The sequence below is a fragment of the Agrobacterium sp. V1 genome, assembly GCF_030518355.1.
GTDB lineage: Bacteria > Pseudomonadota > Alphaproteobacteria > Rhizobiales > Rhizobiaceae > Agrobacterium > Agrobacterium cucumeris.
The window spans coordinates 266,232-289,132 of the sequence record NZ_JAULSF010000003.1; the positions used below are offsets into that span (position 1 = coordinate 266,232).

At 58.4% G+C, this 22,901-nt stretch carries 18 protein-coding genes and 3 pseudogenes; 7 read left to right on the top strand and 14 right to left on the bottom strand.

Annotated features, from left to right (window positions below; all coding sequences use genetic code 11):
- Positions 1-143: 143 nt before the first annotated feature.
- From QSV77_RS24890 to QSV77_RS24900, 3 genes are all read left to right on the top strand, one after another.
- Complete coding sequence (locus QSV77_RS24890; RefSeq protein WP_302735548.1) at positions 144-2,501, top strand: hypothetical protein; 2,358 nt, start codon at positions 144-146, stop codon at positions 2,499-2,501.
- A 202-nt stretch (positions 2,502-2,703) separates the two neighbouring features.
- Positions 2,704-3,003 carry a hypothetical protein gene (locus QSV77_RS24895; RefSeq protein ID WP_302735517.1) on the top strand — a complete coding sequence of 100 codons (300 nt, stop codon included), beginning with the start codon at positions 2,704-2,706 and terminating at the stop codon, positions 3,001-3,003.
- A complete protein-coding gene (locus QSV77_RS24900; RefSeq protein WP_142172457.1) occupies positions 3,003-3,434 on the top strand; it encodes a type II toxin-antitoxin system VapC family toxin in 432 nt (143 codons plus the stop codon). Before QSV77_RS24895 ends, QSV77_RS24900 begins: the two co-directional genes overlap by 1 nt.
- Positions 3,435-3,538: 104 nt before the next feature.
- On the opposite strand, the gene QSV77_RS24905 is transcribed toward QSV77_RS24900, so the two are convergent.
- Positions 3,539-4,642: a GSU2403 family nucleotidyltransferase fold protein gene (locus QSV77_RS24905; protein WP_302735518.1), complete on the bottom strand. Its 1,104-nt coding sequence runs from the start codon at positions 4,640-4,642 to the stop codon at positions 3,539-3,541.
- A 550-nt stretch (positions 4,643-5,192) separates the two neighbouring features.
- Between QSV77_RS24905 and QSV77_RS24910 the strand changes: the two genes are divergently transcribed.
- Positions 5,193-6,248 (top strand): Fic family protein, encoded by a 1,056-nt coding sequence (locus tag QSV77_RS24910; RefSeq protein WP_302735519.1) that lies wholly within the window; start codon positions 5,193-5,195, stop codon positions 6,246-6,248.
- Positions 6,249-6,376: 128 nt separating this feature from the next.
- Here the strand turns inward: QSV77_RS24910 and QSV77_RS24915 are convergent.
- The 9 genes and pseudogenes from QSV77_RS24915 to QSV77_RS24955 form a co-directional block, all read right to left on the bottom strand.
- Positions 6,377-6,503 (bottom strand): annotated as a pseudogene (locus tag QSV77_RS24915) (VapC toxin family PIN domain ribonuclease); the annotation flags it as partial.
- 90 nt (positions 6,504-6,593) lie between these two features.
- Positions 6,594-7,428, bottom strand: a pseudogene (locus QSV77_RS24920) (GSU2403 family nucleotidyltransferase fold protein); the annotation flags it as partial.
- 48 nt (positions 7,429-7,476) lie between these two features.
- Positions 7,477-7,951 (bottom strand): annotated as a pseudogene (gene dnaE2 / locus QSV77_RS24925) (error-prone DNA polymerase); the annotation flags it as partial.
- A 47-nt stretch (positions 7,952-7,998) separates the two neighbouring features.
- On the bottom strand, positions 7,999-8,727 hold the full coding sequence (locus tag QSV77_RS24930; protein ID WP_271363614.1) for an SDR family oxidoreductase: 729 nt from the start codon (positions 8,725-8,727) through the stop codon (positions 7,999-8,001).
- Between the two features lie 53 nt (positions 8,728-8,780).
- Positions 8,781-9,911 carry an ABC transporter ATP-binding protein gene (locus tag QSV77_RS24935; protein WP_302735520.1) on the bottom strand — a complete coding sequence of 377 codons (1,131 nt, stop codon included), beginning with the start codon at positions 9,909-9,911 and terminating at the stop codon, positions 8,781-8,783.
- A 4-nt stretch (positions 9,912-9,915) separates the two neighbouring features.
- Positions 9,916-10,749: a carbohydrate ABC transporter permease gene (locus QSV77_RS24940; RefSeq protein ID WP_302735521.1), complete on the bottom strand. Its 834-nt coding sequence runs from the start codon at positions 10,747-10,749 to the stop codon at positions 9,916-9,918.
- Positions 10,746-11,612, bottom strand: a complete 867-nt coding sequence (locus QSV77_RS24945) for a carbohydrate ABC transporter permease (RefSeq protein WP_302735522.1) — start codon at positions 11,610-11,612, stop codon at positions 10,746-10,748. The genes QSV77_RS24940 and QSV77_RS24945 overlap by 4 nt, the downstream gene beginning before the upstream one ends.
- Before the next feature lie 214 nt (positions 11,613-11,826).
- Positions 11,827-13,113, bottom strand: coding sequence for an ABC transporter substrate-binding protein (locus QSV77_RS24950; RefSeq protein WP_302735523.1), 1,287 nt, complete (start codon positions 13,111-13,113; stop codon positions 11,827-11,829).
- Between the two features lie 115 nt (positions 13,114-13,228).
- Positions 13,229-14,245 carry a hypothetical protein gene (locus QSV77_RS24955; protein ID WP_302735524.1) on the bottom strand — a complete coding sequence of 339 codons (1,017 nt, stop codon included), beginning with the start codon at positions 14,243-14,245 and terminating at the stop codon, positions 13,229-13,231.
- Positions 14,246-14,742: 497 nt separating this feature from the next.
- Here QSV77_RS24955 and QSV77_RS24960 point away from each other — a divergent pair, with 497 nt between their 5' ends.
- Genes QSV77_RS24960 through QSV77_RS24970 form a run of 3 tightly spaced genes read left to right on the top strand, consistent with a single transcriptional unit; the run spans position 14,743 to position 17,678 of the window.
- The gene (locus tag QSV77_RS24960; RefSeq protein WP_302735525.1) at positions 14,743-16,011 is read left to right on the top strand and encodes an ADP-dependent glucokinase/phosphofructokinase; all 1,269 of its coding nucleotides are present in this window, start codon (positions 14,743-14,745) and stop codon (positions 16,009-16,011) included.
- An 11-nt stretch (positions 16,012-16,022) separates the two neighbouring features.
- Positions 16,023-16,796, top strand: a complete 774-nt coding sequence (locus QSV77_RS24965; RefSeq protein WP_035225337.1) for an SDR family NAD(P)-dependent oxidoreductase — start codon at positions 16,023-16,025, stop codon at positions 16,794-16,796.
- 60 nt (positions 16,797-16,856) lie between these two features.
- A complete protein-coding gene (locus QSV77_RS24970; RefSeq protein WP_302735526.1) occupies positions 16,857-17,678 on the top strand; it encodes a DeoR/GlpR family DNA-binding transcription regulator in 822 nt (273 codons plus the stop codon).
- Positions 17,679-17,703: 25 nt separating this feature from the next.
- On the opposite strand, the gene QSV77_RS24975 is transcribed toward QSV77_RS24970, so the two are convergent.
- The 4 genes from QSV77_RS24975 to QSV77_RS24990 form a co-directional block, all read right to left on the bottom strand.
- On the bottom strand, positions 17,704-19,308 hold the full coding sequence (locus QSV77_RS24975; protein ID WP_302735527.1) for an FGGY-family carbohydrate kinase: 1,605 nt from the start codon (positions 19,306-19,308) through the stop codon (positions 17,704-17,706).
- Between the two features lie 98 nt (positions 19,309-19,406).
- Positions 19,407-20,222 carry an ATP-binding cassette domain-containing protein gene (locus QSV77_RS24980; RefSeq protein WP_302735528.1) on the bottom strand — a complete coding sequence of 272 codons (816 nt, stop codon included), beginning with the start codon at positions 20,220-20,222 and terminating at the stop codon, positions 19,407-19,409.
- Entirely contained in the window at positions 20,219-21,304 is a 1,086-nt protein-coding gene (locus QSV77_RS24985; protein ID WP_302735529.1) for an ABC transporter permease, read from the bottom strand. Before QSV77_RS24985 ends, QSV77_RS24980 begins: the two co-directional genes overlap by 4 nt.
- Before the next feature lie 268 nt (positions 21,305-21,572).
- The gene (locus QSV77_RS24990; protein ID WP_051796366.1) at positions 21,573-22,640 is read right to left on the bottom strand and encodes a substrate-binding domain-containing protein; all 1,068 of its coding nucleotides are present in this window, start codon (positions 22,638-22,640) and stop codon (positions 21,573-21,575) included.
- Between the last annotated feature and the right edge of the window lie 261 nt (positions 22,641-22,901).

Genomic DNA, 22,901 nt, shown 5'->3' on the forward strand with positions numbered 1-22,901 from the left:
TATCGCTCAGTGCCACAAGCTGCGGCTCTCCATTCAAGACGCAGCGATCAACAGATAACCTCTTGCCCTAAACATATTTTGTTAACGGGCGCCCCCTATTCCCGCTCGCCCTCGGCACTGGTGTCGAGAGAAACGGAATGAGCATGACCAAACACGACCTTTCATCACGTCATTTTCAGCGAAAAATTTCGGAATTCTGCGAGCTTCGTATCGCTCCAATCGCATCCAGGCGAGCGTTGGAGAATATACGGCCCTATCTGGTCAGTTTGATTGTCGACCGAAAATCGCCACCACTTCTGAATGGCCATATCGACTGGACGATGATCGGTCAGGCCTGTGGGGTCGAAGCCGAGCTGACGGCAGAGCTGAAAAAGCAGCTCCGGCCAGGGCTGGATGCCATCATCAGATGGCTCGGCGCACCACCGGCAGCCGAAGAGCGACGGCCACCAAAGTCAAAGGCTCGCCCGAACAAAATTGTTCCCGCAAAGAAGGCAGTTTCCGCATCCTCGATCAGAAAGCCGCAACGCGCGGCGACCGACGGTGCCTTTGCCAGGTCTGCGTCGACACAGCGCGGCCCTGAACCAAAACCGATAAGCCCGTTCCCCGAAGCACTATTTGAAGCGACAGAAGATCCGGCGAGCTTTCAGGACGCATTGGTCTACCATATGCGTCGGTTCGGCGACACTTATTGGCAGCTCTACCGCGCCGTTGTTCATCTGGATGAGACATTCGATAACAAGACGCTGCTATCCTGGATGCAGGGGGAGCGCGTTCCCCGCTCCGTTGCCAGCTTTAATATCCTGCGCCGCATTGAGCGGCGCTATCGGTTGCAGGAAGGATATTTCAAGGACAAGCTACCGCACCAGGCGCGCTCCCTTTATGGTCATGAACTCGGCGATATCAGCCCGGCTGAGCGGCGCAGGATTTCAGTGCATCTGCCAGATGACTTCAGCAGCCTGCCCTTTACCAAGCGCGAGGAGATTCTCGATTGGGTGCGCCGGGTGATCATTTCCGGATCGACAGAGTATCGCCGATATCAGGCAGCGGCCAGCAAGCAACGTTATGCCATCCGCTTTCCCGGTGTCACTTATGGCGGCAGTTCCATATCACCCCGGTCCTTTGCACCCGCCGTCGGCACCAATCAGAATCCAGTGGTAGAAAACGATGATCCGGATTTGCTGTCCGGGGTTATCGATGCACCGCCAAGGCTTGCAATGGAAATGGCAGACCTTATCCGTTTCAAAACATCGACCCTAACTGCCATTGGCTTTCAACGGAATGGTGTCTGGGGAGAGGAAACGGCCTCTCAGAAGATAGAACATCTCGGCTTGATGTTCGGCGCACTAGCTTCCTCACCGAATGGCGCAGTAAGAGGTTTCGGCGTACCGCTTAGCCAGTTGAGCTTTGGGCTTCTCGTATTCCCCGGTGTTTGGGACTGGTATCTGCAGTGGCGGGAACAGCGACGTGGTTTCTATACCAAGTGGGAAGAAGACATGCTGATGGTCGCCCAGGCTCTTACTCGCGCGGACGTCGGCTGGATACGGCAGCACCCGGAGCTGCTTCGGAATGTCAGGCCCATCGCGGGTTTGATTGAGCAGGAGGAAATCGAAGTCGCGGCCCGTGATTGGCACGGTGCGTGCGACGCATTTCATCGGCATGCAGCCAACCGGTCGAAGGAGATCCAGCGAGTGATGCGCGTGCATCGCGATCCATTCGAGCCGATCATGTGTGTACTTGAAGCGGACAGTCCGTTAGCGGAATATCGCAAGATCACGGACGAGATCGTGAGACGTATGCCGGATGAGAACAGATACCCCCGACCGGCGGCCGAAGCCGTCAGATCATTCCTGTTGCTGCGGCTTGGCCTGCACCTTGGGCTCAGACAAAAGAACCTTCGCCAGTTACGCGTTTGCCCGCGCGGACACTATCCGACCTCGGAACGCCGGCTTGAGGATATGAAATGCGGTGAGTTGCGCTGGAGTGATCGCGACCATGGGTGGGAGGTCCTTATCCCGTCGGTCGCATTCAAAAACTCCGGTTCATCCTTCTTCGGACAGAAACCGTTTCGGCTGATACTGCCGAACCTGCTCGACCTCTACGAATATCTCGAAGCCTATATCGACCGTCATCGTGGTGTCCTCCTTGGAAGAGCCAAAGATCCCGGAACCCTGTTCGTCAAGACGGTGAAAACGACCAGCATCGACGCAGCTTACAACTCGACCACATTCTACGAGGCTTGGAGGACCGTCATCCAACGCTACGGCATTTATAACCCTTACACCGGGCGAGGTGCCATCAAGGGCCTGTTGCCGCACGGACCCCATAACCTGCGGGACATTCTCGCGACGCATATTCTGAAGCAGACCGGATCCTACGAGCAGGCAAGCTATGCCATTCAAGACACGCCCGATGTCGTACAGCAACACTACGGTCGCTTTTTACCGCAAGACAAGGCGGCCTTAGCTGCCAAAATACTAAATCAGGTTTGGGAAGCTGCGTAAGATCAGATGAGATATTCGGCTCGGATAGTGATGACAGTCCCCGTCCGGGCCGACCTCTTCGTTTCGCTCTTGAAGGGTTACGAACCGCAGACCCCGCTATTCTGACCAAATCAGCTCGTCAACTACGCCACGATCATTCCCTAGGGCGACTTGCAGAAATCTCAGCATCTGGCTATATTACTGGAAATATCCGGAGGGTACCATGGCTAGCTCGCAGACACGCGCAATTCAGAATTATAGAAGACGCCTAGGCGACCGCGGTCTCGCTCGTTTTGAGGTCCTCGGGCGTGAGAGTGATCGCGGCTTAATTAGATCACTTGCCCGCCGATTGGCCGAAGATGGCCCGGAGGCGGCCAATCTACGCGCCTTTGTAAGCGAAACTCTCGCCGGAGAGCCGCCGAAAAAGGGAGGGATTCTCGCGGCACTCCGCCGATCGCCACTGGTTGGCGCAGAGCTAGATACAGCCCGTTCACGCGAAGAAGGTCGCGAGATAGATTTGTAATGCGCTATTTGCTCGACACCAACATTCTAAGCAATATTACGAAACCAGAGCCTTCAGCGTCGTTGTTAACGTGGATGGCTGAACAAGTTGACGATGATTTGTTCATCGCATCACTCACTATCGCCGAGATACACCGAGGAATACTCGAGAAGCCGGCAGGTAAGAAGCGAGCTGCTCTCGAAACTTGGTTTGGAGGCAAAGAGGGCCCCCAGTCACTCTTCGCAGGTCGCATTCTTCCATTTGACGAGAAGGCAGCTCTCGTGTGGGGAGAGCTGATGGCACAAGGAAGGACAACCGGCCGCCCCCGTAGTGCGTTGGACACGATCGTGGCCGCCATCGCTCAATCGAATAGCTGTGTTGTTGTCACCGACAATGAGCGAGATTTTCAGGGGATTGAGATCATCAACCCCCTCCGTGCAAGCGCAATCTAAAACGATTGCTAGAGTTAAGCTCTTGATGAGATTCGAACCCAAGCACCCCGGCAGAAACCAGATCCAATTGATTTCCTTTAGTAAATTGAATACATCCCTTCTCATTAAGCGTTCTTTTCCTGTAATAGGATTCGGAACTTTTCTATTTCATCAGCCGGTAGAATGCCGAACGTGCGATGGACGGACGGTTGATATTGCCGCTGGATGGCATCAACGCCCGCTGTGATCGCACTTCTCCAAGATGGACCCCTGCCCCATGCTTCGCGAAGAGCATCTGCCAGATCGCGGCCGGCTCCGGTTTCCTGCAATGCCTCAAACAGCATTCCGGCTTGACGCAAGTCCTTTTCTTTCTTTGCCCTGCCACCGGCATCATCTTGACGCCGGCCGGCCACGATCAGTTTGTGAACGGCGAACCGTGATGGGTCGGGCACCACAACCGAGACACCGGCACCATGCAGCAAGATCGTCCGCACCGGATCACGGATGAGGAAGTCCATATATCGCAGAGGTTCGGCAGACGCGCCGCCGAGAGCCGGCATTTGCGCCGGTTGATCCGCGTAATCTTCCGATCCCCGGTTTGTCGTCAGGAACTCTACTCGGTAACCGGTCGAGTTGCGGAAAGCATTGGAGCGAGGGGAACCGGAAACATGGGGTACGGCCCGGAATGACGGATCGATGGACTGTAGGAGAGCGACAATCGGCGGAATTGAATCTTCGACCTCGCTCGAGATCGCGTAATCTTGAGCCAGATCCGCGTCACCCGTCAGGATCGCAGCCATAGGCAGGCGGATACCGAGATGGGCCGCATAACATTGGAACGCGACTGTGCCGACGAGGACACCACGGAGCCGGAATAAACCGGCCGATGCCAACGCCTCAACAACTGTGCCTGTGAAGCGATCCGGAGCAATTAGACCCGCTTCGCGCGTCAGTGCCGCCACTATCTTTCGCCGGTTCTGGTAATCGTCCTTTTCGCCCCTGAAGGCTTCAACCCGGGTTGTGATCTCGTCATCATCAGCAGGGCCGACATAGCGCCGCTTTTGACCACCTTTGCCATCCGGTTGGTCGAAATACCAGTATGAGCGGTTGTCGACCTTGACCGAGACAAAGCGACCAGTGGGTGGGAAATCGGCCGACCACTGCGCATCAAAAGTCCGTTGCTGCAACTCCGCGACCATCGTCCGGAACATGAGGTCGATTTGCTTCATTTGAGGCACCCTATAACATTTCCTCAAATCTAGTATAGTCAACCTATTTTCGCAAGCCGGACAACGGGAATACGACATAGGCCGTTGAGATTTTCAACGGGCCAAAATCGTCAATCTTTTCCAGGCGAACGTAATCTGCAACAATTGAAAAATTCAGCGTTACCTTAAAGGGAACCATCAACCTCGCTATTCCAAAATAGTTTTTTGCTCTTGAACCGAATCAAACCTACGGCCGCGCTATCGTTTCGCGTCGATCTCATCCGGACTCTTCGGGATGTCAGAGACTTAGAAATCCCAGTCCTCGATCGCGTTCGCCAGTGCCTCGTCAATCATAGGAGGACCGTCTCGAATTTTTGAAAGCTGTTGTCCTCGCACATCTTCTCTCGTCTCGCTGCAAAAGTGTGGGTCCGCTCGAGGTGAAAACTGATCAGTATGGTGGCGCACGATTAACCGTCAGATCTCACAAGCTCTGCCGTGAAAATTGGATGGAAATGGATAAATAAATGGTGCATAACAGCGCTTCAGGAATTGGATGGGAATAGATGGGAAAATGGAAATTCTAAAAACGGCGACCGTCCGGATCACGCCCGAAATCCTGTCGCTGATCGCCGAAATCGACGAATTCAAAGGTGCTTGGCGTGCGATCGGCCGGATTGCACCTGAGCGGTTATCCAGCCTGAGACGTGTCGCCACGATCGAAAGTGTCGGCTCCTCCACACGTATTGAAGGGGCACGCCTCACCGACCGAGAGGTCGAAAAGCTGCTGGCAAACATTCGGCTGGGGTCGTTTACCACACGTGACGAGCAAGAGGTTGCCGGCTATGCGGAAGTGATGGAAACCATCTTCAGTGCTTACGAAACTATTTCGTTCACCGAGAATCATATCCGTCAGCTACACCGCGACCTTCTTGCGCATTCGACGAAAGACGAGCGGCATCGCGGTGCCTACAAAACCCTTTCCAACAACGTCGAAGCGTTTAACGAACAGGGCGAGAGCCTCGGTATCGTTTTCGAAACGGCATCGCCGTTCGATACGCCGCGTCGAATGGAGGACCTTATCGCCTGGCTGGATGAGCAAGGGCGAGAAAAGCTGCTCCATCCACTTTTGCTCATCGCCATCTTCGTCGTCGTTTTCCTTGAAATCCATCCCTTTCAGGATGGTAATGGCCGCCTGTCGCGCGTTCTAACCACCTTGTTGCTTCTGCGGGCCGGCTACGCTTACGTCCCCTACAGCTCGCTCGAAAGCATCATCGAGCAAAGCAAGGAGAGCTATTACATCTCGCTTCGCCGCACGCAGGGAACTATCCGCAGCGCCGAGCCCGACTGGAATCCCTGGATCGAGTTCTTTTTAAGAGCCCTGCATCGACAGAAGATCAGGCTTGAGAAGAAAATGGAGCGCGAGCGTATTATCCTCGCCGACATGCCGGAATTATCCGTCGCATTGCTCGAGTTGGCGCGCGAGCACGGGCGGATCACGGTTGCGGAGGCTGTCCGGATCACCCATGCAAGTCGTCACACCATCAAGGATCATCTTAAGGCACTCGTGGATCAAGGGCACCTCGTCCTTCGCGGTGCTGGCCGCGGCGCATGGTACGGTCTCGCCTAATTAAGGAGGTGTCAAGCTCATCTGAATGGGTTTAGCTCTTGATAGGAGTCGAACTGCCGACCATTACGCTGCCAAGTCAACCACGCGTCCGTGCGGAGTTCGGAACGGCGGCGCCCTGCGTGCCTTGTTCAGCCGCGCCAGGGGGCCACGAGAACAACGCCGGTTTCCTTGGAAATCTTGAATGTTGCGTGTGACGACAACTAGACCGTGCACGATCGCCGTGGCAGCGATGAGTGCATCAGCTTCATTACTTTTAAGCTCTTGAGCAGAATGAACCCTTGACACCAAATTTGTCTGCGCCACTTCGAACGAAATCAGCAGCCTGGCGTTCGATGCGATGATGGTCTATTCACTAAACGGAAGTTCAATATCTTCGCGGTTTTTTTTGCGCCATCGATTAGGACCGTTTTGAACCGGTCCGCATCTGGTGCGGGCAGCATCCCCGCCCCGACTCGGATAGCTTCCTGCCACGCCGGCCCGCGCTCCCATGCTTCGTTGTAGACGAGGGCCAAGTCGGCGGATCGCCTTGTCTGCTGCAGTGCCTCAAAAAGCAGCGCGGCCTGGCGAAGGTCCTTCTCGCGCTTCGCTGGCCCCTGCCCGTCAATGTGGCGGCGGCTGGCGACTATGAGCTTGTGGACCGCATATCGAGTTGGATCGGGGACAACGACTGGGATGCCGCTTCGGTGGAGCAGTATTGTACTTACGGGTTCCCTGATGAGAAAGTCGAGAAAGCGAAGTGGATCCGCGCTGGCGCCGCCAAAGGACGGGCATCTTCGCCGGCTGATCGATGTAGTCGTATGAACCGCGGTTCGATGTCAAGAATTCCACCCTGTAGCCGTCGGCATTCTGAAATGCCAACGAAGCCGCTGATCCCGATCTATGTGGAACGGGTCGGAAGCTGGCGTCGACGTCCTGCAGCAACTCCACGATCGGCGGCAGAATATCTTCAACCTCTCGACTGATGGCATAATCCTGAGCGATGTCCGCATCGCCGGTCAGTATGGCAGCCATGGGGAGGCGCACGCCCAGCAGCCCTGAATAGCATTGAATGGCCACCGTGCCGATGAGAACGCCACGAAGTCGAAAGAGACCCCCCATTGGCTAGAGCTTCGACGATATCGCCTGACATCGCATCGGGAGAAATCATCCCGCCTTCGCGGGTCAGGGCATTTACCAACCGCATCGGCCTCTTCCAACTGGATAGGCGCTTCGGTCGGAACAGTGGACCCGGCCGCACCTCGACGCGATGATTGATCGCATCACCGACAATCTGGGCGGGCGCATAAAAGTCCATCGGCTGGCTGTTGAGAAGTGCTGCGCAAAAGAACATCGGGATAATGGCATTTGATGTAGTTCGAAGCGTAGGCGATCGGTTCAAAGGAGGCTGCATGGCTCTTCGGAAAACCGTAGGAACCAAAACCTTCGAGCTGCGAAAACGTCTTTTCGGCAAACTCCGATGAATAGCCGTTCTTCACCATGCCGGAGACCGAGCTTGTCCTTGAAACGCGAAACGCCTCCGGTGAAATTGACGTGGCCATCGATTTGCGCAGCTAGTCAGCCTCACCGCCGGTAAAACCGGCGTAAAACATGGCGACCCGCATCGCACTTTCCTGAAACAGGGGCACGCCGAGCGTCTTGTCAAGGACGGCCTCAAGTTCGGGTGCTGGATACTCGACCGGTTCATTGCCCTTACGCCTGTGAAGATTGATGCATCATAGTTGATCATGCCACGCGGTTTATTTGCATCCAATCAACAGCAGGTAAAACCGCCGTCGATGGGCAGCGAAGCACCTGTAATCATCGAGGCTGCGTCGCTGAGCAGGAAAACGATGGGGGCGGCAATTTCCGCTTCGCTGGCCCACCGTCCAAGCGGCATCTGCTTTAGGAAAGGCTCGGCCACGTGCGGCTGGCTCCAGTGGCCGGACGAGATCGGCGTCATGACGACGGTTGGATTGACGCTGTTGACGCGGATATTGTAGCGGCCAAGCTCCAGCGCCGAGCAGCGGGTGATATTGTCGAGAGCTGCCTTGGAAGACCCATAGGAGATATGGCCCGGCAGTGCCACAAGAGCTGCCTGGCTAGACACGTTGACAATGGCGCCGCCCTTGCCAAGCCTGACCATGGATTGGGTGGCGTATTTCGTCACCAGCAGCGCACCACGCGCATTGATGGTGATGACCTTGTCGAAGATGGCGATATCGGTATCCATAGGCGTGGCGATTTCGCCGCCGAAACCTCCGCAATTGACAACGCCCCACAGGTCCAGTCCCTCCAGCGCGGCGCGGATTTCCTCGTCGCGGGCAAGATCGAATGTCAATGTGCGGCAACCGGTTTCTTTCGCGATGGCATCGAGCGCTTCCTGCGAACGCCCAGCCGCGATGACATCGGCCTTGGCGCGCACGAGATGGCGCACCGTTTCTCCGCCAATACCTCCGCTGCCGCCCGTTACAAGGATCGTTCTGCCCTGAAAATCCGTCATTCCCGTCTTCCTCCCTCATCGTGCCGGATATGCGGCACCCCTTCCACATAGTTTCAATTGATCCGAACATGTACCGGTGCAGTCTCTTGTGGGGTCTTCATATCCCGCGAAATCCTCTGCCCATTTGCATCGAACAGATGGCAGGCGGCGGCCGGAAAAGACACGACGATCCGGTCACCAGCCCTCGCCATGCGGCCAAAGCTGTCGCGTATTGTGATCGTTTCCTCGCCTTCGCGGACATGGATGAAGGTATCGCTGCCGAGAAGCTCGACCATTGTCGCTTTCATCGGATGCGACTGCCCGCCCTGCCCGTCACCGATTGCGATATGTTCGGGCCGGATACCGAGCGTCACCTCGTCACCTGGTTCGAGTCGCCTCAAAACCGCAACCTCACATGAAGGGCCTGCTGCGAGAGATACGGTGGCGACCCCTTCAGCGACCGAGACGACGCGTGCTTTGAGAAGGTTCATCGCGGGCGAGCCGATGAAACCCGCGACGAAAATATTGGCGGGGCGTTGGTAAAGCTCCAGTGGCGAGCCGATCTGCTCGATGCGTCCGCCGTTCATGACGACGATCTTGTCGGCAAGCGTCATCGCTTCCACCTGGTCATGCGTGACGTAGATCATCGTGCAGCCGAGTTCTGCCTTGAGCCGGGCGATCTCCACTCGCATGCCGACACGCAGTGCCGCATCAAGGTTGGAGAGCGGTTCATCGAGCAGGAACAGCTTCGGCTTGCGTGTCATCGCCCGGCCGATTGCGACGCGCTGGCGTTGACCGCCGGACAGTTCCCGCGGCTTGCGTTTCAGATAGCTCGAAAGCCGCAGTTTCCCGGCCGCACGGCCTACCCGCTCGCCAATTTCAGCTGTGGGCGTTCGGGCGATTTCCAGCCCGAAGCCGATGTTGCGGGCAACATCCATATGCGGATAGAGCGCATAGGACTGGAAGACCATGGCCACACCACGTTCGGGCGGCTCGGCATCGCTCATATCCGCGCCATCCACGAGTACACGTCCGGAACTGATCGGCTCCAGCCCGGCGATGATGCGCAGCAGTGTGGATTTTCCGCAGCCCGAGGGACCGACGAGCACGCAGAATTCGCCGTCCTCGATGGTCAGCGACAACTCGGGAATAACCGTCAGGCTGCCGAAAGCCTTGGTGATTTTATCGATCGAAACCGTCGCCATGTGTCTAGCCTTTCACCGCACCGGCAGTCAGGCCACGCACGAAGGCGCGCTGAACCAGCACATATAGAAGAATGAGGGGAAGCGCGATCAGCGTCAGCACCGCAAACAGCGCGCCGGGATTGGCCATATAAAGGCCGGAATATTGCATAGGCACGATGGTAAGCGTCTTCATCTCGCTTTTCGTCAGCACGATCAGCGCGAGGAAGAATTCGTTCCAGGTGACGATGAACTGCCAGATGGTGACAAACACAAGCGCAGGCCGCACCAGTGGCAGCGCCACGTGCCAATAGGTCTGCCAGGCATTGCAGCCATCCACCCGCGCCGCCTCGAACAATTCTCGTGGTGCGTCCTCCATGAAGGATTTCAGGATGACCATGGCAAACGGCACCCCAAGTGCGGCATAGGGCAGTATGAGACCGATATAGGTGTTCACCCAGCCGAAATTCTTAAGGAGAATGGCAAGCGGCAATACCATGGAGGCGAGCGGCACCATCAACGTGGTCAGAAGCGTGGTGTACAGAAACAGCGTGCCTTTGAGCCGAAGGATGGCAATGGAAAAGGCGAAGAGCGAGGATACGGCGACCACGATCGCCACCGTTGCGATGGTCACGATCAGACTGTTCAAGAAGATGCCGCCGAGCGGGTTGTCGCGGATAATGGTGATGAAATTGTCGAAGGTAACCGGCCATGTGAAGAGCGCGGCATCGAACGCCTGGGCCGGAGTTCTAAGGCCCACCGACAGCATATAGACCTGGGGGATCATCCAGATGCCGAGCACGATGAACAGCACCGCATGAACGAGAAGGCCGCGTGCGCGGTTGCGGGCAAAAGCCGTCATGACCGATCCTTTCCGGCAGGCGTCAGCCGCGCGCCGAGTGCTGCGATCTGCAGTAGCGAGAGGCCAAGCGCCACGACAAGAACGATCACGGAAAGCGCCGCACCGCTGCCGGTATCGCCCAGCACAAAGCTCTGCTTGAAGATGAAGGTGCCGAAAACCTCGCTTGCCCGGTTCGGGCCGCCACCGGTCATCAGATGCACGATGGGAAAGGTCTGAAGTGTGCCGATGACGCCGAGCAGCAACAGCGATTTTGTAGCAGGCGCCAGCATCGGAACCACGACATTCACCGCGAGTTTGAAACCCCTAGCGCCGTCGATGCGCGCCGCATCCAGCACCTCGGAAGGCATGTTGGCGATGCCGGCGATATACATCAGCATGGAAAATCCGGTCCATTGCCAGATGTTGACGACGATGAGCGCGTAGATCGCCGTTTTCGGATCGCCGATCGGCGAGGTCGCCATGACGATGCCCGCATATTTCAGATATTCCTGCGCGATGCCGTAATAGGGCGCATAAATCTGCACCCAGACAAGGCTGACCACCGAAACGGAGGTGACGACGGGCAGGAAGAACATAGTGCGAAAGAAGCCGCGCAGCCGGTCCGTGTGCCGTTCGATGAACCAGGCGAGCACCCCGCCAACCAGCATCTGGACTGGAATTGTGATGACACCCCAGAGCATCATGTTGCGCACGACAATCCAGAAGGTGGGGTCACCAAGAACCATGGCGTAATTCGAAAACCCCGCAAAGCTGCGTGCCTCGCCGGAAGCCGCATAGAAGCTCTGTCCCGTCACCCAAAGGATTGGATAGGCAATGAAAACGACGAACAGCAGAACGGCAGGAAGGGCGAAGACATAAAGCATGGACGTCCTCGAAACTCTGCTGCGTTCAATGATAACAGGCGTAGCGCCGGCCCTTAAAACTTCTGCACGCATGGGTTCTCACCGATTGATAATCACGCCGCCACCAAACGAAACGGCATAGAAAGGTGTTGAAGCGCACCTGGGAGGTCTTGTCGTGGTCGATGCGCTTCACGCCGGGCGCATTTGGCAACGCCCGGCATCTTGAGGCCGCCTGTCACTTGGACGCGAGCGCTTTCTTGGTCGCCTCGTCCACCTTGGCCAGCGCGGCCTCGGCTTCGATGCTGCCGGCGGCTACACCCGCCAGTGCGTTGTCCAGCGCCTCGGCCACGGCCGGGGAAGAAAAGCGCTGGTTTTGGGCCTTGGGCAGATCTGCCATGAACCGCGCCGACAATTGCTTGACGTGGTCGGTAATATCGCCCTTCGGCGTATGGCCCTCGAAGGCCGGCAGATCGTTCAGGTCGTTCAGCGCCTCCTGCAGACCAACACCGTTGGTCAGCTCGGCAAGGAAAGTCCATGCGGCGTCATTCTTGCCGCCATTCTTCGTCAGGCCATAACCGATGTCGATGCCGCCAACCGGTGGGCTTGCCTTGTTGCCCTCCTTGACGGGAGGCATGTAGAAAAAGTCGAACCCGTCCATGTTCTGTACATATTCGGAGAGCGGCGGCGGGAACTTGCTTTCCTGCATCCACCAGGAGCCAAGCGCCATCATCCCCACCTTGCCCTGTGCGAAGAGCTGCGCGCCGGTCGGATAGGCGTGCGCGCCAAGCGCACCCTGCTGGAAGATGCCGTCATCGAACAGACCCTTCCACGCCTTCATGGCGGCCACCAGCTCCGGCGCGGTCCACGGCGTTTCACCCTCCTGCGCCTTGTCGACGATGCCGGGGGAAAACTGGTTGGCGAGCATCAGGAAGACGTTTTCGTTCTGCCAGCCGTCCGCAGCGCCCTGAAACATCGGGATGAGGCCGTTATCGCTCAGCGTCTTGGCGGCAGCCTTCAGTTCCGCATAAGTCTTCGGCACAGCGATATTGTGTTTTTCGAAGAGCTTGCGGTTGTACCAGATGCAGAGAACCTGCGATTCCTGGGGAATGATGTAGAAATTCTTGTCGCCGGCGGGGTTGCCCATCAACATCTGTTTGCGGTTGACGGGGAAAATCTTCTCCTCCCACGTTGCACCCCATTGCTTGGCGGCGCTGTCGTTTACGGGCTCCAGATTATCGCGATATTGCTGCGTGAGGGACCCCGGCTGCAGGCCGATGATGTCAGGCAAACTCCCGGATGCCGCCGCCGCCTTCAGCGCCGTGATATATTCCGGCGAATAATTGTAGTAGGTGTAGTTCACCTTGACGTCTGGATGGGCCTTCTCGAAGGCCGCGATCGACTTCTTCATGGTGCTTTGCACGAACCATGACCATACGGTCACTTCTTTCTGGGCAGCATTCGCGACAGCAGCGGACAGAACGGCAGTCAGAACTGTCGTTGCAAGAAACAACGTCTTCCTCATCATATTCCTCCCTTTATTGTTTAAAGACGCATTGTTTAAAGATGCCGGCGGACCTGCCGCCCGATTTTGTCGCGGCCCTCCCCAGAGCCGCGTTCACTCGAAATCCCGGCAGCTCTCAGGCCCCCTTGGCTGCCGCCGCTTTCAGCACATCCTCGGTAATGACGCGGTCGTCCGCGAGCGGGCGTACCGGGGAAAGCCCCAGTGTCTGCAGCTCGCCATGATAGGCGCGAACCGCCTCTTCCGGCTTCAGGGCGCCGTCGGCAACCGCGCGCATCAGCACGATCAGATTGAGCGGTGCTTCAGCCAGATTGATCTTACGCCCGAACAGCGCGAGCCGCGCACCGTAACGCTCCGACTGCGCCACCAGCTCAAACGTATCGCGGGTGGTGCCCGCTCCGCCGCCAAGCACTCCGACGATCAGTTCGGAATCGAACGAGGCGAGTTCCTCGAGCGCCTTCGGCCCGTTATAGGGCATCTTGAGAAACAGCGGCCGTTCGGCACGCGGCACGCTCGCCAGTGACTTGATGATGTGGTCATTGACAAACTCGCCGGTCTGTTCGCGCGTCAGGCCGATATCGATGTTCGGGTTGAAGACCTCGTAGAAATATTTGAAATTGTGCTTCGATGCTTCGGCGCGGAACTCGGCAAAAGCTTTCAGCGTGCATATGTCGCGGTCGAGGTCGTTGGTGAAGCACACCGAATAAAGGCAGAGATCAGTGCCCGAGGTCGGGTAGTTGGCGATGGCGCGGGCAAGGCCCGTATCGCGGAAAGGCACGGATGGCGACTGTGTATAGGTGCCATGCCGGACGCCACCCCAGCACATGCTTTCGAGATTGCCGCGAATAGCCGGTTTCACATCGCTGCCGGAAAACGCGCCGCGCTCGTCCAGCAGATCGAGATTGGACTGCGACACCAGCATGATGTCGACCACGTCCTGATCGATGATCTCCTCGATCTGGGTGATGAATTCCTGGCGGGTGCGACGGCGGGGCGGCTTGACGGAATAATCGAAACCGGTGGCGGAGACCCCTGCACCGACATCGCTATCCTTCGCGTCGGCAATGATAAAATCAGTCGGTTTGTAGCGCCCTGCGCGAATATTCGCCAGTTTTCTGTCGAGTCTCGTGACCATCGTAGCCCTCAATGAATGTTGGAGTTCGGCTGCCAGCGCTTCGATTGCGACCGCAGACTTGCATTCATAAACGGCCGCTTCTCATATTCTGTCAATAGCTATCTTTTTCTCTCTAAACGACGGGAGCTCGCCCCATAGTCTTTACCGAAGGATGAAATCCAAACTCATAAAAATTCAAATTTTATAACAATAAATCAATATCTTAAATATTTTATTCAGACATCTTTCGGCGCTTTTCCATGTCACACCAACAAAACATCGGGCCATACTGGGCATCCATCCATACGATTGAAATATCTTTATTTTTCGCAAAGTCGACAATCATCGCGCCACCCAAGACGTTCGCATGCGCAAAACATGTGCTGCGCCGCTATAAAAATGCGCTGCATTGCGCAAATTCTAGCAAAATAGCATTTTCAGCATAAAATCTCGTTGACGATTTGAGAGATAATGGTAGCAATTGACATCATTGCCGCGTGAGGAGGAGATACTCGGCTATGGGTGACGTTTTTACAGGCGACTGGGGGGAGCGTTATGCCGCGCTTGCGGATCCGCGCTCCGGTCCGATTGGAACATCGGCGCTTTCGCGGGCGGGGCTGTTCTTGTGCGGCATGTCCACCTGTGTCGATGCACGGGTCGACATGCACAATATGCAGCCGCTTCTCGATGCTGCAGCCGAAACGCCGGCGGGTCAGTTCGCCGCCATGTTGCTGGCGCGCGCCGCAAAGGGCATCGGCGGCGAAGTACGCGCCGACTGGGTAGACGGCCCGCAATGGCTGCGCGACCATCTGGATGTTCGCTACGCGCTGGGCGGCACCGGGCCGCAGGCCGCCTGGGTGCTTTCGCGGCTCGGCGTTGCCTCTCTTGTGGCGCTGGAGGACCGCCACGAGCAGCAGCTTCGCCAGATCCCGCCGGGCGTTTTATTGGCCGAGGGCCATGCGCTCAAAACAGCGGCGGGAGTGACGCCGACAGAAAGGCATATTCCCGAAATATTCATCTTCGAATTCACGGCGGGCAAGCCTATCGGTGCGCTCACCCCCAATCGTTCGACACGCATCATCGTGCGTTTTTGCGATCGCGGTATCCAGCATGATGCGGCATTCGAGGCGGTATCTCGAAAGCGCGCCTCCACCGCCGCTGCCGGCCTTCTGTCCGGCCTCAACGACGAGGCCGCGGAGAATGTCGGTGCCGCCGCCCGCCATGTCTTTGCGCTCAGCCACGACTGGATGGATGCGGGCTTGAAGACGGTGCATTTCGAGCTTGCCGGTTATGCTTCGCAGAACGCCGTAAGCGAGCTGCTCGATCACGCCAGTGGCGCAATCAGTTCGCTCGGCATGAGCCATTCGGAACTGCTGGCAATGGATGGCACAGCCCAGCATCCGATGGAGGCGCTGATCGCTCTCGGAGACCGGCTGAATGTCGACCGCATCTGCGTGCATGCCGACACCTGGGCGGCCGCTGTGACACGCAACGACCCCGACGAGGAGGAACTGGCGCTGATGGCCGGATGCGCCATTGCCAGCGCCCGGGCCGCCAATGGGGAACCGGCAAACGCGATCCGTACCGATGCGCTGGCGCAGTTCCACGCGTTGCCCTTCGACAATCGGGTGCGGAAAGGCCGCTGGACCTTTGTTGCCTGCGCCTCACCCTATGTTGAAAAGCCCGTCACCACGCTCGGCCTCGGCGACAGTTTCACGGCCGGATGCCTTCTCGTTCTCGGCAATCGGGGCGTCGCGACCGCCCCCGCCGCCCTCAAACAGGCCTGAAGGAAAAAACGATGTTTCTCGAACGATTTCGTCTGGATGGAAAAACTGCCTTCATCACCGGCGGCGGGCGCGGCATCGGCCTTGCGACAGCGCAAGCGCTGGCGGAAGCAGGCGCGCATGTCATCATTTCCGACATGAATGCCGAAGTACTGGAGGCGGGTCTGTCGGAACTGAAGGCACAAGGCCATGCGGCGGACGCCATGCAGCTGGATGTAACGGATGCGAAGGCCGTCGCCGAGGCCGCGCGGGCCGCCAACGACCGCTTCGGCGCCGTCGACATCCTGATCGCCAATGCGGGCATCGCTTGGCCCGACACGCCGGGCGAAGAGATGAGCGATGAGGTTTGGCTGAAGGTGGTGGATGTCGATCTCAACGGCGCTTACTGGTCATGCCGCGAATTCGCCCGACCGATGCTGGCGCGCGGACACGGTTCCATCGTCACCCTCGGTTCAATGTCCGGATTGATTTCCAACAAGCCGCAGCGGCAGGTGCATTACAACACGGCCAAGGCCGCCGTTCACCACATGACGCGGTGCCTCGCGGGCGAATGGGCTGAGCGCGGCGTTCGGGTCAATTGCGTTGCGCCCACCTATGTGGATACGGTCATGTCGCGTGGCGGTTTTTCAGACGAAACCCTGATGCCGGTCTGGATGGAGATGACACCGATGAAGCGCGTCGCAAGGCCCGATGAGATCGCCGCGCCCATCCTGTTTCTGGCTTCGGACGCCGCCAGCGCCATGACCGGCACAATCGTTGCTGTGGATTGCGGATACACGATTTGGTAGAGCTTGACGGACATTGGAGAGAATCGGCGAGTTTCTACGGGCCGAAAACCGGGTGATTGCATGGAGTCTTCGAGCAAGCGTGTTGATATGGTTCCCGCCAAAAGACGGGCGCTCATTCTGGAGCACCTGCGCATTAATGGCGCGGCGGGCATTCAGGAGCTCGCGGATACGATCGGCGGATCGCAATCGACCGTGCGGCGTGATCTCGAACATCTGGTGGAAAAGGGCTATCTCGAGCGCACCCACGGCGGCGCGCATCTGTTGCAGCCGATGCGTGCGACCTTCGAACGGGAGATGACGGTGAATGCCGCGCTTCAGCACGCGGAAAAGGTTGCGATCGGTCACGAGGCGGCGGAGCGGCTGAGTGCCGGCGACAGCGTCATCTTCGACAGCTCCTCGACGGTGATGGAGGCGGTGCGGGCCGCTGCCGAACGCGACCTTCCGTTGACGGTGGTGACCAATAGTCTGCAGATCGCCGATTTCGCCGCCGACATCAAATCCTGGCGCACCATCCTGCCGGGCGGCACGGTTCGGCCGGGGCACCGCCACTTGGCGGGCGAGCCGGGGGAAAGCTTCATCAAAACGCTGCATGCCGATATCTGCATGACGGGCGCTTCTGCGGTTACCGGCACGCTGCTGACGGAAACTTCGCTGGAAGTGGCCTCGCTCAAGCGCGCCATGATCGCCGCGGCCCGCAGGACCGTGCTTCTCGTCGACAGCTCGAAATTCGCGGCGCCCGGTTTCTGCACGCTTTCGGATATTTCACAGATAGATGAGGTCATCACCGATAACGGCATTTCGCAGGATGCGATGACCTCGCTCAAAGCTACGGAGTGCAAGGTGACGCTGGTTTGGCCCGCTGCCCCTGCGCCACTGGCCTGACGAACCGCCATTTCCATCGCCAAATTCACTGTGCCGCCTCGGCGTTCGGCGATTGCGGTTGTGAATTTGCATTTTGACGTGCGGCAAACAGATGAAGCGAGCGCATGGTCCGCCGGAGTTCCTCGTCGGCCGCAAGCCGGCGATATTCGGCATAAAGCGTCTCGTATTTTTCGAAATGGCGCAGGTTCGGCACAAATTCGCGTAGGCTGCGCGCACCGAGCCTTTCAGACCCCTCGGCAAAAGAGCCGACGATCCCGGCCGCCACCGCCGCATGGATTGCCGCGCCGAGCGCCGTCGGGTTCTCCACATCAGGAACCTCAATCGTACGTCCGAACACATCCGCCATCGTCTGCACGAGAAACGGGTTGCTGCGGGCCAGACCGCTCGTCATCACGATACGGCTGATCGGCACACCGCCCGCTATCGCCATGTCCAGAATGGATCGCGTACCGAAACACAGCGCCTCGATCAGCGCCCGGTAGATTCCGGCCGAGGTCGATTTCAGGCTGAGGCCCACCAGCAACCCCGTAAGCATGGAGTCGGCCAGCGGAATGCGGTTGCCCGCAAACCAGTCGAGCGCGAGAACACCGCCTCCGCCCGGACTGACCGCCTGTGCCGCCTCATTGTGCAGGGCGAAGTTACGGGAAAGGTCTTCATCGCGCGGAAAGGTTTTCACATACCAGGCCAGCATATCGCCGAACGCCGCCTGCCCCGCCTCGTAACACCACAAATCCGGCAGGGCGGCACCGAACGCAGCCCCTTCGAGACCCGGCGGCAGGCCGCGTCCCTCGCCGTCCAGAATGAGAAAACCGGCGGAGGTTCCGAGCGCGCCGACAAAAACACCGGGACTGACGGCGCCGACCGCAGGGAGCACGACATGGCTGTCGATAACCGAAACCGCAACGACGGCCTCACCTGTAATCCCGGTACGGCGACGCCACTCCGGCGTCAGGGAGCCGGCGGGGCTGCCGACCTGAAGCGGTTTTGAAAGACGGTCCGCAAGCCCCGGCACCACGTCTTCCGGATAGCCGGCTTCCCGGGAGAACTGCGCCTTGTAGGACGCGAAGTCGAGGCTTCGCGCCTCCTTGCCGGTAAGTTGCCAGACCAGCCAGTCTCCCGCCTCGATGAAGCGTCCGGTTTCGGCCCACAAAGCGGGTGCTTCAGCGCGCATTTGCGCTGCCTTGGCAAGCATCCATTCACCGGAGAGCTTTCCGCCGAAGTTTCCAAGATAACCACCGCCCAAGGCATTGATCGCATCGGCATGAGCCTGCGCCGAATGTTTCCAGAGCTTCACATAGGCATGTGGCTCATCCGGATAAAGCACTGAAAGCGCCGTGCCATCGGCGCGTGCGGGCATGGGGGAAGATGCGGTGAAATCGATACCTATCCCCGCAATGTTACGGCCTTTGCCGAGCGCCGACAGAATGATCTTGGCGGCTTCCGTGTAATCGTCTGCGACCTGAAGCACGAAATTGACAGGCAGGCTTCGACCGCGCAGCGAATGCGTCAGAATGCCGTTGCGATACGGATGGACATGGTGGCCTTCCTGCGCGCCGGTGCGGGCATTGACGAGAATGCCGCGCGCCGATTCCGAGCCGAAATCCATGCCGATCATATAGGTATCGGTCATGCTCTCACGTCCCCCGACAACTGCTGACAAGTATGGTGTGGGTATCAATCAGGGGCATGGGATCTCGCAATTGGGTGGAAGTGGAACACTGCCATTCTTCACATTGTCGGGCTGGCAGGGGCATGGGCGCGCCGGCCCGGCGGATCGAGATCGCCAGCAGCCATGGCGCCGGTCATGATCGCAACGGCATCCGACATGGTGACGTCTTCCGGACTGACGACGGCCGCCCGCCTGCCGAGCCTGTGGATGTGAATACGGTCGGCGATTTCAAACACATGCGGCATGTTGTGGCTGATAAGCACGATCGACAGACCCTTGTCGCGAATGCTAAGGATCATGTCGAGAACCTTGCGGGATTCCTTGACCCCGAGAGCGGCGGTCGGCTCATCGAGAATGACGACGCGCCCACCGAACGCACAGGCACGGGCGACGGCAATACCCTGCCGCTGCCCGCCGGACAGCGTTTCAACGCTCTGGTGAATATCCTGCACCGTCATCAGACCGAGGTTCGACAGATGTCGCCGCGCTTCGCTCGCCATACGGGCGCGGTCGAGCAGCCGAAACACCGATCCGTTGACGCCGGACACACGCAACTCACGCCCGAGAAACAGGTTATCGGCGATGGAAAGCGCCGGTGAGAGCGCAAGGTTCTGAAACACCGTTTCGATACCCGCGGAGCGCGCATCCATCGGCGTTCTGAAATCGACGCGCTTGCCTTCCAGCCGGATTTCCCCGCTGTCGGGGATAATCGCACCCGCAAGCGCCTTGATGAGGGTGGATTTTCCGGCGCCGTTGTCACCGATCACGGCGAGAATTTCGCCACGGCGCAATTCGAAATCCGCACCGTTGAGGGCAACGACATTGCCGTATCGCTTGGTCAGGCCGCGCCCTTCGAGCGCAAGTTCGCGCGTCATGTCGAAACCCTCCGAATCCATTGGTCGACGCCGACGGCCGCCACGATCAGAATGCCCACCGAAAATTCCTGCCACAGCGCATCGAGACCGGCGAGCGCGAGGCCGTTGCGAAAGACCCCGACGATCAGGGCGCCGATCAAGGTTCCGACGATGGTGCCACGCCCACCGAACAGCGATGTCCCACCGATCACCGCCGCGGTGATCGAATCCAGATTGGCGGTCGATCCGGAGGTCGGGCTGATTGCGCCGACACGGCCGATCAACGCCCAGGCGCCGATGGCGGAGATGAGACCCGCACAGACATAAACGGCCAGCAGCACGCGGCGCGTATCGATGCCCGCAAGCGCCGCCGCATCCGGGTCGTCACCCGTTGCATAGACATGGCGGCCGAAGGCCGTGCGGTTGAGCACGTACCAGGCGAGAGCGGCAAGAGCCAGCATCAGCACGGTGCCGAGCGTGATACGCGCGCCGCCGAACTGCATCGCGGCTCCCATCCATTGCAGGATCGGTGCAACCTCCGCAACTTCCTGGCTGCGGATCGTCTGGCTGCCGGAATACCAGAGGTTCAGCGCACCGAAGACGCTCCAGCTCCCGAGGGTGACGATGAAAGGCGGCAGACGCACATAGGTGATGAGAAACCCGTTGATGAGGCCGCAACCCAGCCCGCCGCCAAGGCCGATAAGGAAGGCAAGTTCCGGTGGCAACCCGGCCGTAACGGCAAGGCGGCCCATCAGTGTCGAGGTCAATACCATGATGGCACCAACCGACAGGTCGATGCCCGCCGTCAGGATCACCAGCGTCTGGGCGATGCCGATAATGCCGATGATGGTGACCTGCTGGAGGATGAGCGAAAGATTGAAAGGCTGAAAGAAGCGGGAGCCGACAACCATGGAAAAGACCGCGATGCTGGCTGCCAGCACGATGAACGGCACCACTGTCGGATTGCCGTGCAGGAAGCGTTGCAGCCTGCGAAGCGGGTTCGTGTCCTGATCCTCGAATACGGCGTGCGATGTCTCGCTTCCTGTCAGACCGGCCTCAAAGCCTGTCGGACCCGCCGAAGCATGTTTGCTGGGTTCATTCATGGAGATACACCCTTCGCAGGTCTGCGGCACCGGCCCGGATACCGGATCGCCTGCCGGAAAATGCGATGCACAGATTCAACACGGTTTAGCGCCTTTTTTCATATCCACGGGACACACGGCGTTTTGTTACGGTAAAGTTTGCAAGACATGGCCGTTTGGTTTCCGGGCCGAAAAGCCATGCCTTGCTCCCGGGAGTTGTCCGGAAGGACACAAATCTTGCCGGGAATGACGCCCCGCAGGCAGAGAGAGGACGGGGCGTCAAGGCCACTCAACCCCAGCAGGCCTTCAGAGCCTCGTCGGAGGTGATCGATTCAACGCCGGCGACAGGCTTGTCGGTGACGAGCGTGACGCCGGTGTTGAAGAACGGCAGGCCGGGGCTGGCCTCGGGCTTCTTACCGGACTTCACATATTCGACAATCGCCTCAACCCCAAGCGAGGCCATCTTGAGCGGATATTGCATCGACGTTGCGCCGATGACGCCCGCCTTCACGTTTTTAACGCCGGGGCAACCGCCATCCACGGAGGTGATTATGACGGAGTCCTGCTTGCCGGTTGCCTTCAACGCTTCATAGGCGCCAGCGGCGGTCGGCTCGTTGATGGTGTAGACGACGGACAGATCGCTGTCTTTCTGAAGAAGGGTTTCCATGCCGGTGCGGCCACCCTCTTCCGATCCCTGCCCCCACTGGTGACCCACGATGCGCGCGTCGTCTTCATCGAGGTAACGCGTCACATCCTTGGGATCGATACCAAAGCCTTTCATGAAGCCCTGGTCGCGGGCGACATCCACCGTCGGCTGGTTTTCAAGCGCATCGATAAAGGCGACCTTCGCCTTGGAAGCATCGGCGACCGTCTTGGCAGCCCAGGAGCCGATCAGTTCCCCAGCCTTGAAGTTGTCTGTGGCAAAGGTCGCGTCTGCGGCATCGGCAGGTTCGAGTGGCGTATCGAGCGCGATGACGAGGATACCTGCCTTGCGGGCCTGCTCGACCACTGGCACCACAGCCTTGGTGTCGCTCGCCACCATCAGAATGCCCTTTGCGCCGGCGGAGATCAGGTTTTCCACGGCGGCAACCTGACTTTCATTGTCACCGTCGAACTTGCCGGCGAAACTCTGGATCTTCACGCCGCCCAGTTCCTTGGCCTTCGACGTCGCGCCTTCGCGGATCTTGGCGAAAAACGGATTGGCTTCGGTTTTGGTGATGACGCCGATGAGGATGTCCTCGGCCTGTGCGCTCACTGGAACAAAGGCCAGGCTCACACCAAAAGCGAGCGCTGCAGGACCGAGACGTCTGGACATGGCAAAATTGCCCGCAGAAGCGGGTTTTACAAAAAACTTCATGTGAAATCCTCCCAGATTGCCAAGCGCTCCCTCCCGTTCGGAGGACATAATCGGTCTTGGCGCGATTATTACTGACCGTGATTATGCATACTGTCAACATTATCTGTTTATTCTTTTGTATTTTTTTATACATATATCATGAGTAAGATTGCAAATTCCGGAATATGTCTGGATTTTATGCGAAATCCTGGCAGGCAGCCTCGCAAATCGCTCGGCCGCGTGCCAGACACTCGGAGACGCTCTGAGGAACGGGAACTGGCA

What these genes read in the sequence shown, in the direction of transcription:
- QSV77_RS24890 (WP_302735548.1), top strand. Translation starts at nt 144, where the DNA reads ATGACCAAACACGACCTTTCATCACGTCATTTTCAGCGAAAAATTTCG.
- QSV77_RS24895 (WP_302735517.1), top strand. Translation starts at nt 2,704, where the DNA reads ATGGCTAGCTCGCAGACACGCGCAATTCAGAATTATAGAAGACGCCTA.
- QSV77_RS24900 (WP_142172457.1), top strand. Translation starts at nt 3,003, where the DNA reads ATGCGCTATTTGCTCGACACCAACATTCTAAGCAATATTACGAAACCA.
- QSV77_RS24905 (WP_302735518.1), bottom strand. Translation starts at nt 4,642, where the DNA reads ATGAAGCAAATCGACCTCATGTTCCGGACGATGGTCGCGGAGTTGCAG.
- QSV77_RS24910 (WP_302735519.1), top strand. Translation starts at nt 5,193, where the DNA reads ATGGAAATTCTAAAAACGGCGACCGTCCGGATCACGCCCGAAATCCTG.
- QSV77_RS24930 (WP_271363614.1), bottom strand. Translation starts at nt 8,727, where the DNA reads ATGACGGATTTTCAGGGCAGAACGATCCTTGTAACGGGCGGCAGCGGA.
- QSV77_RS24935 (WP_302735520.1), bottom strand. Translation starts at nt 9,911, where the DNA reads ATGGCGACGGTTTCGATCGATAAAATCACCAAGGCTTTCGGCAGCCTG.
- QSV77_RS24940 (WP_302735521.1), bottom strand. Translation starts at nt 10,749, where the DNA reads ATGACGGCTTTTGCCCGCAACCGCGCACGCGGCCTTCTCGTTCATGCG.
- QSV77_RS24945 (WP_302735522.1), bottom strand. Translation starts at nt 11,612, where the DNA reads ATGCTTTATGTCTTCGCCCTTCCTGCCGTTCTGCTGTTCGTCGTTTTC.
- QSV77_RS24950 (WP_302735523.1), bottom strand. Translation starts at nt 13,113, where the DNA reads ATGAGGAAGACGTTGTTTCTTGCAACGACAGTTCTGACTGCCGTTCTG.
- QSV77_RS24955 (WP_302735524.1), bottom strand. Translation starts at nt 14,245, where the DNA reads ATGGTCACGAGACTCGACAGAAAACTGGCGAATATTCGCGCAGGGCGC.
- QSV77_RS24960 (WP_302735525.1), top strand. Translation starts at nt 14,743, where the DNA reads ATGGGTGACGTTTTTACAGGCGACTGGGGGGAGCGTTATGCCGCGCTT.
- QSV77_RS24965 (WP_035225337.1), top strand. Translation starts at nt 16,023, where the DNA reads ATGTTTCTCGAACGATTTCGTCTGGATGGAAAAACTGCCTTCATCACC.
- QSV77_RS24970 (WP_302735526.1), top strand. Translation starts at nt 16,857, where the DNA reads ATGGAGTCTTCGAGCAAGCGTGTTGATATGGTTCCCGCCAAAAGACGG.
- QSV77_RS24975 (WP_302735527.1), bottom strand. Translation starts at nt 19,308, where the DNA reads ATGACCGATACCTATATGATCGGCATGGATTTCGGCTCGGAATCGGCG.
- QSV77_RS24980 (WP_302735528.1), bottom strand. Translation starts at nt 20,222, where the DNA reads ATGACGCGCGAACTTGCGCTCGAAGGGCGCGGCCTGACCAAGCGATAC.
- QSV77_RS24985 (WP_302735529.1), bottom strand. Translation starts at nt 21,304, where the DNA reads ATGAATGAACCCAGCAAACATGCTTCGGCGGGTCCGACAGGCTTTGAG.
- QSV77_RS24990 (WP_051796366.1), bottom strand. Translation starts at nt 22,640, where the DNA reads ATGAAGTTTTTTGTAAAACCCGCTTCTGCGGGCAATTTTGCCATGTCC.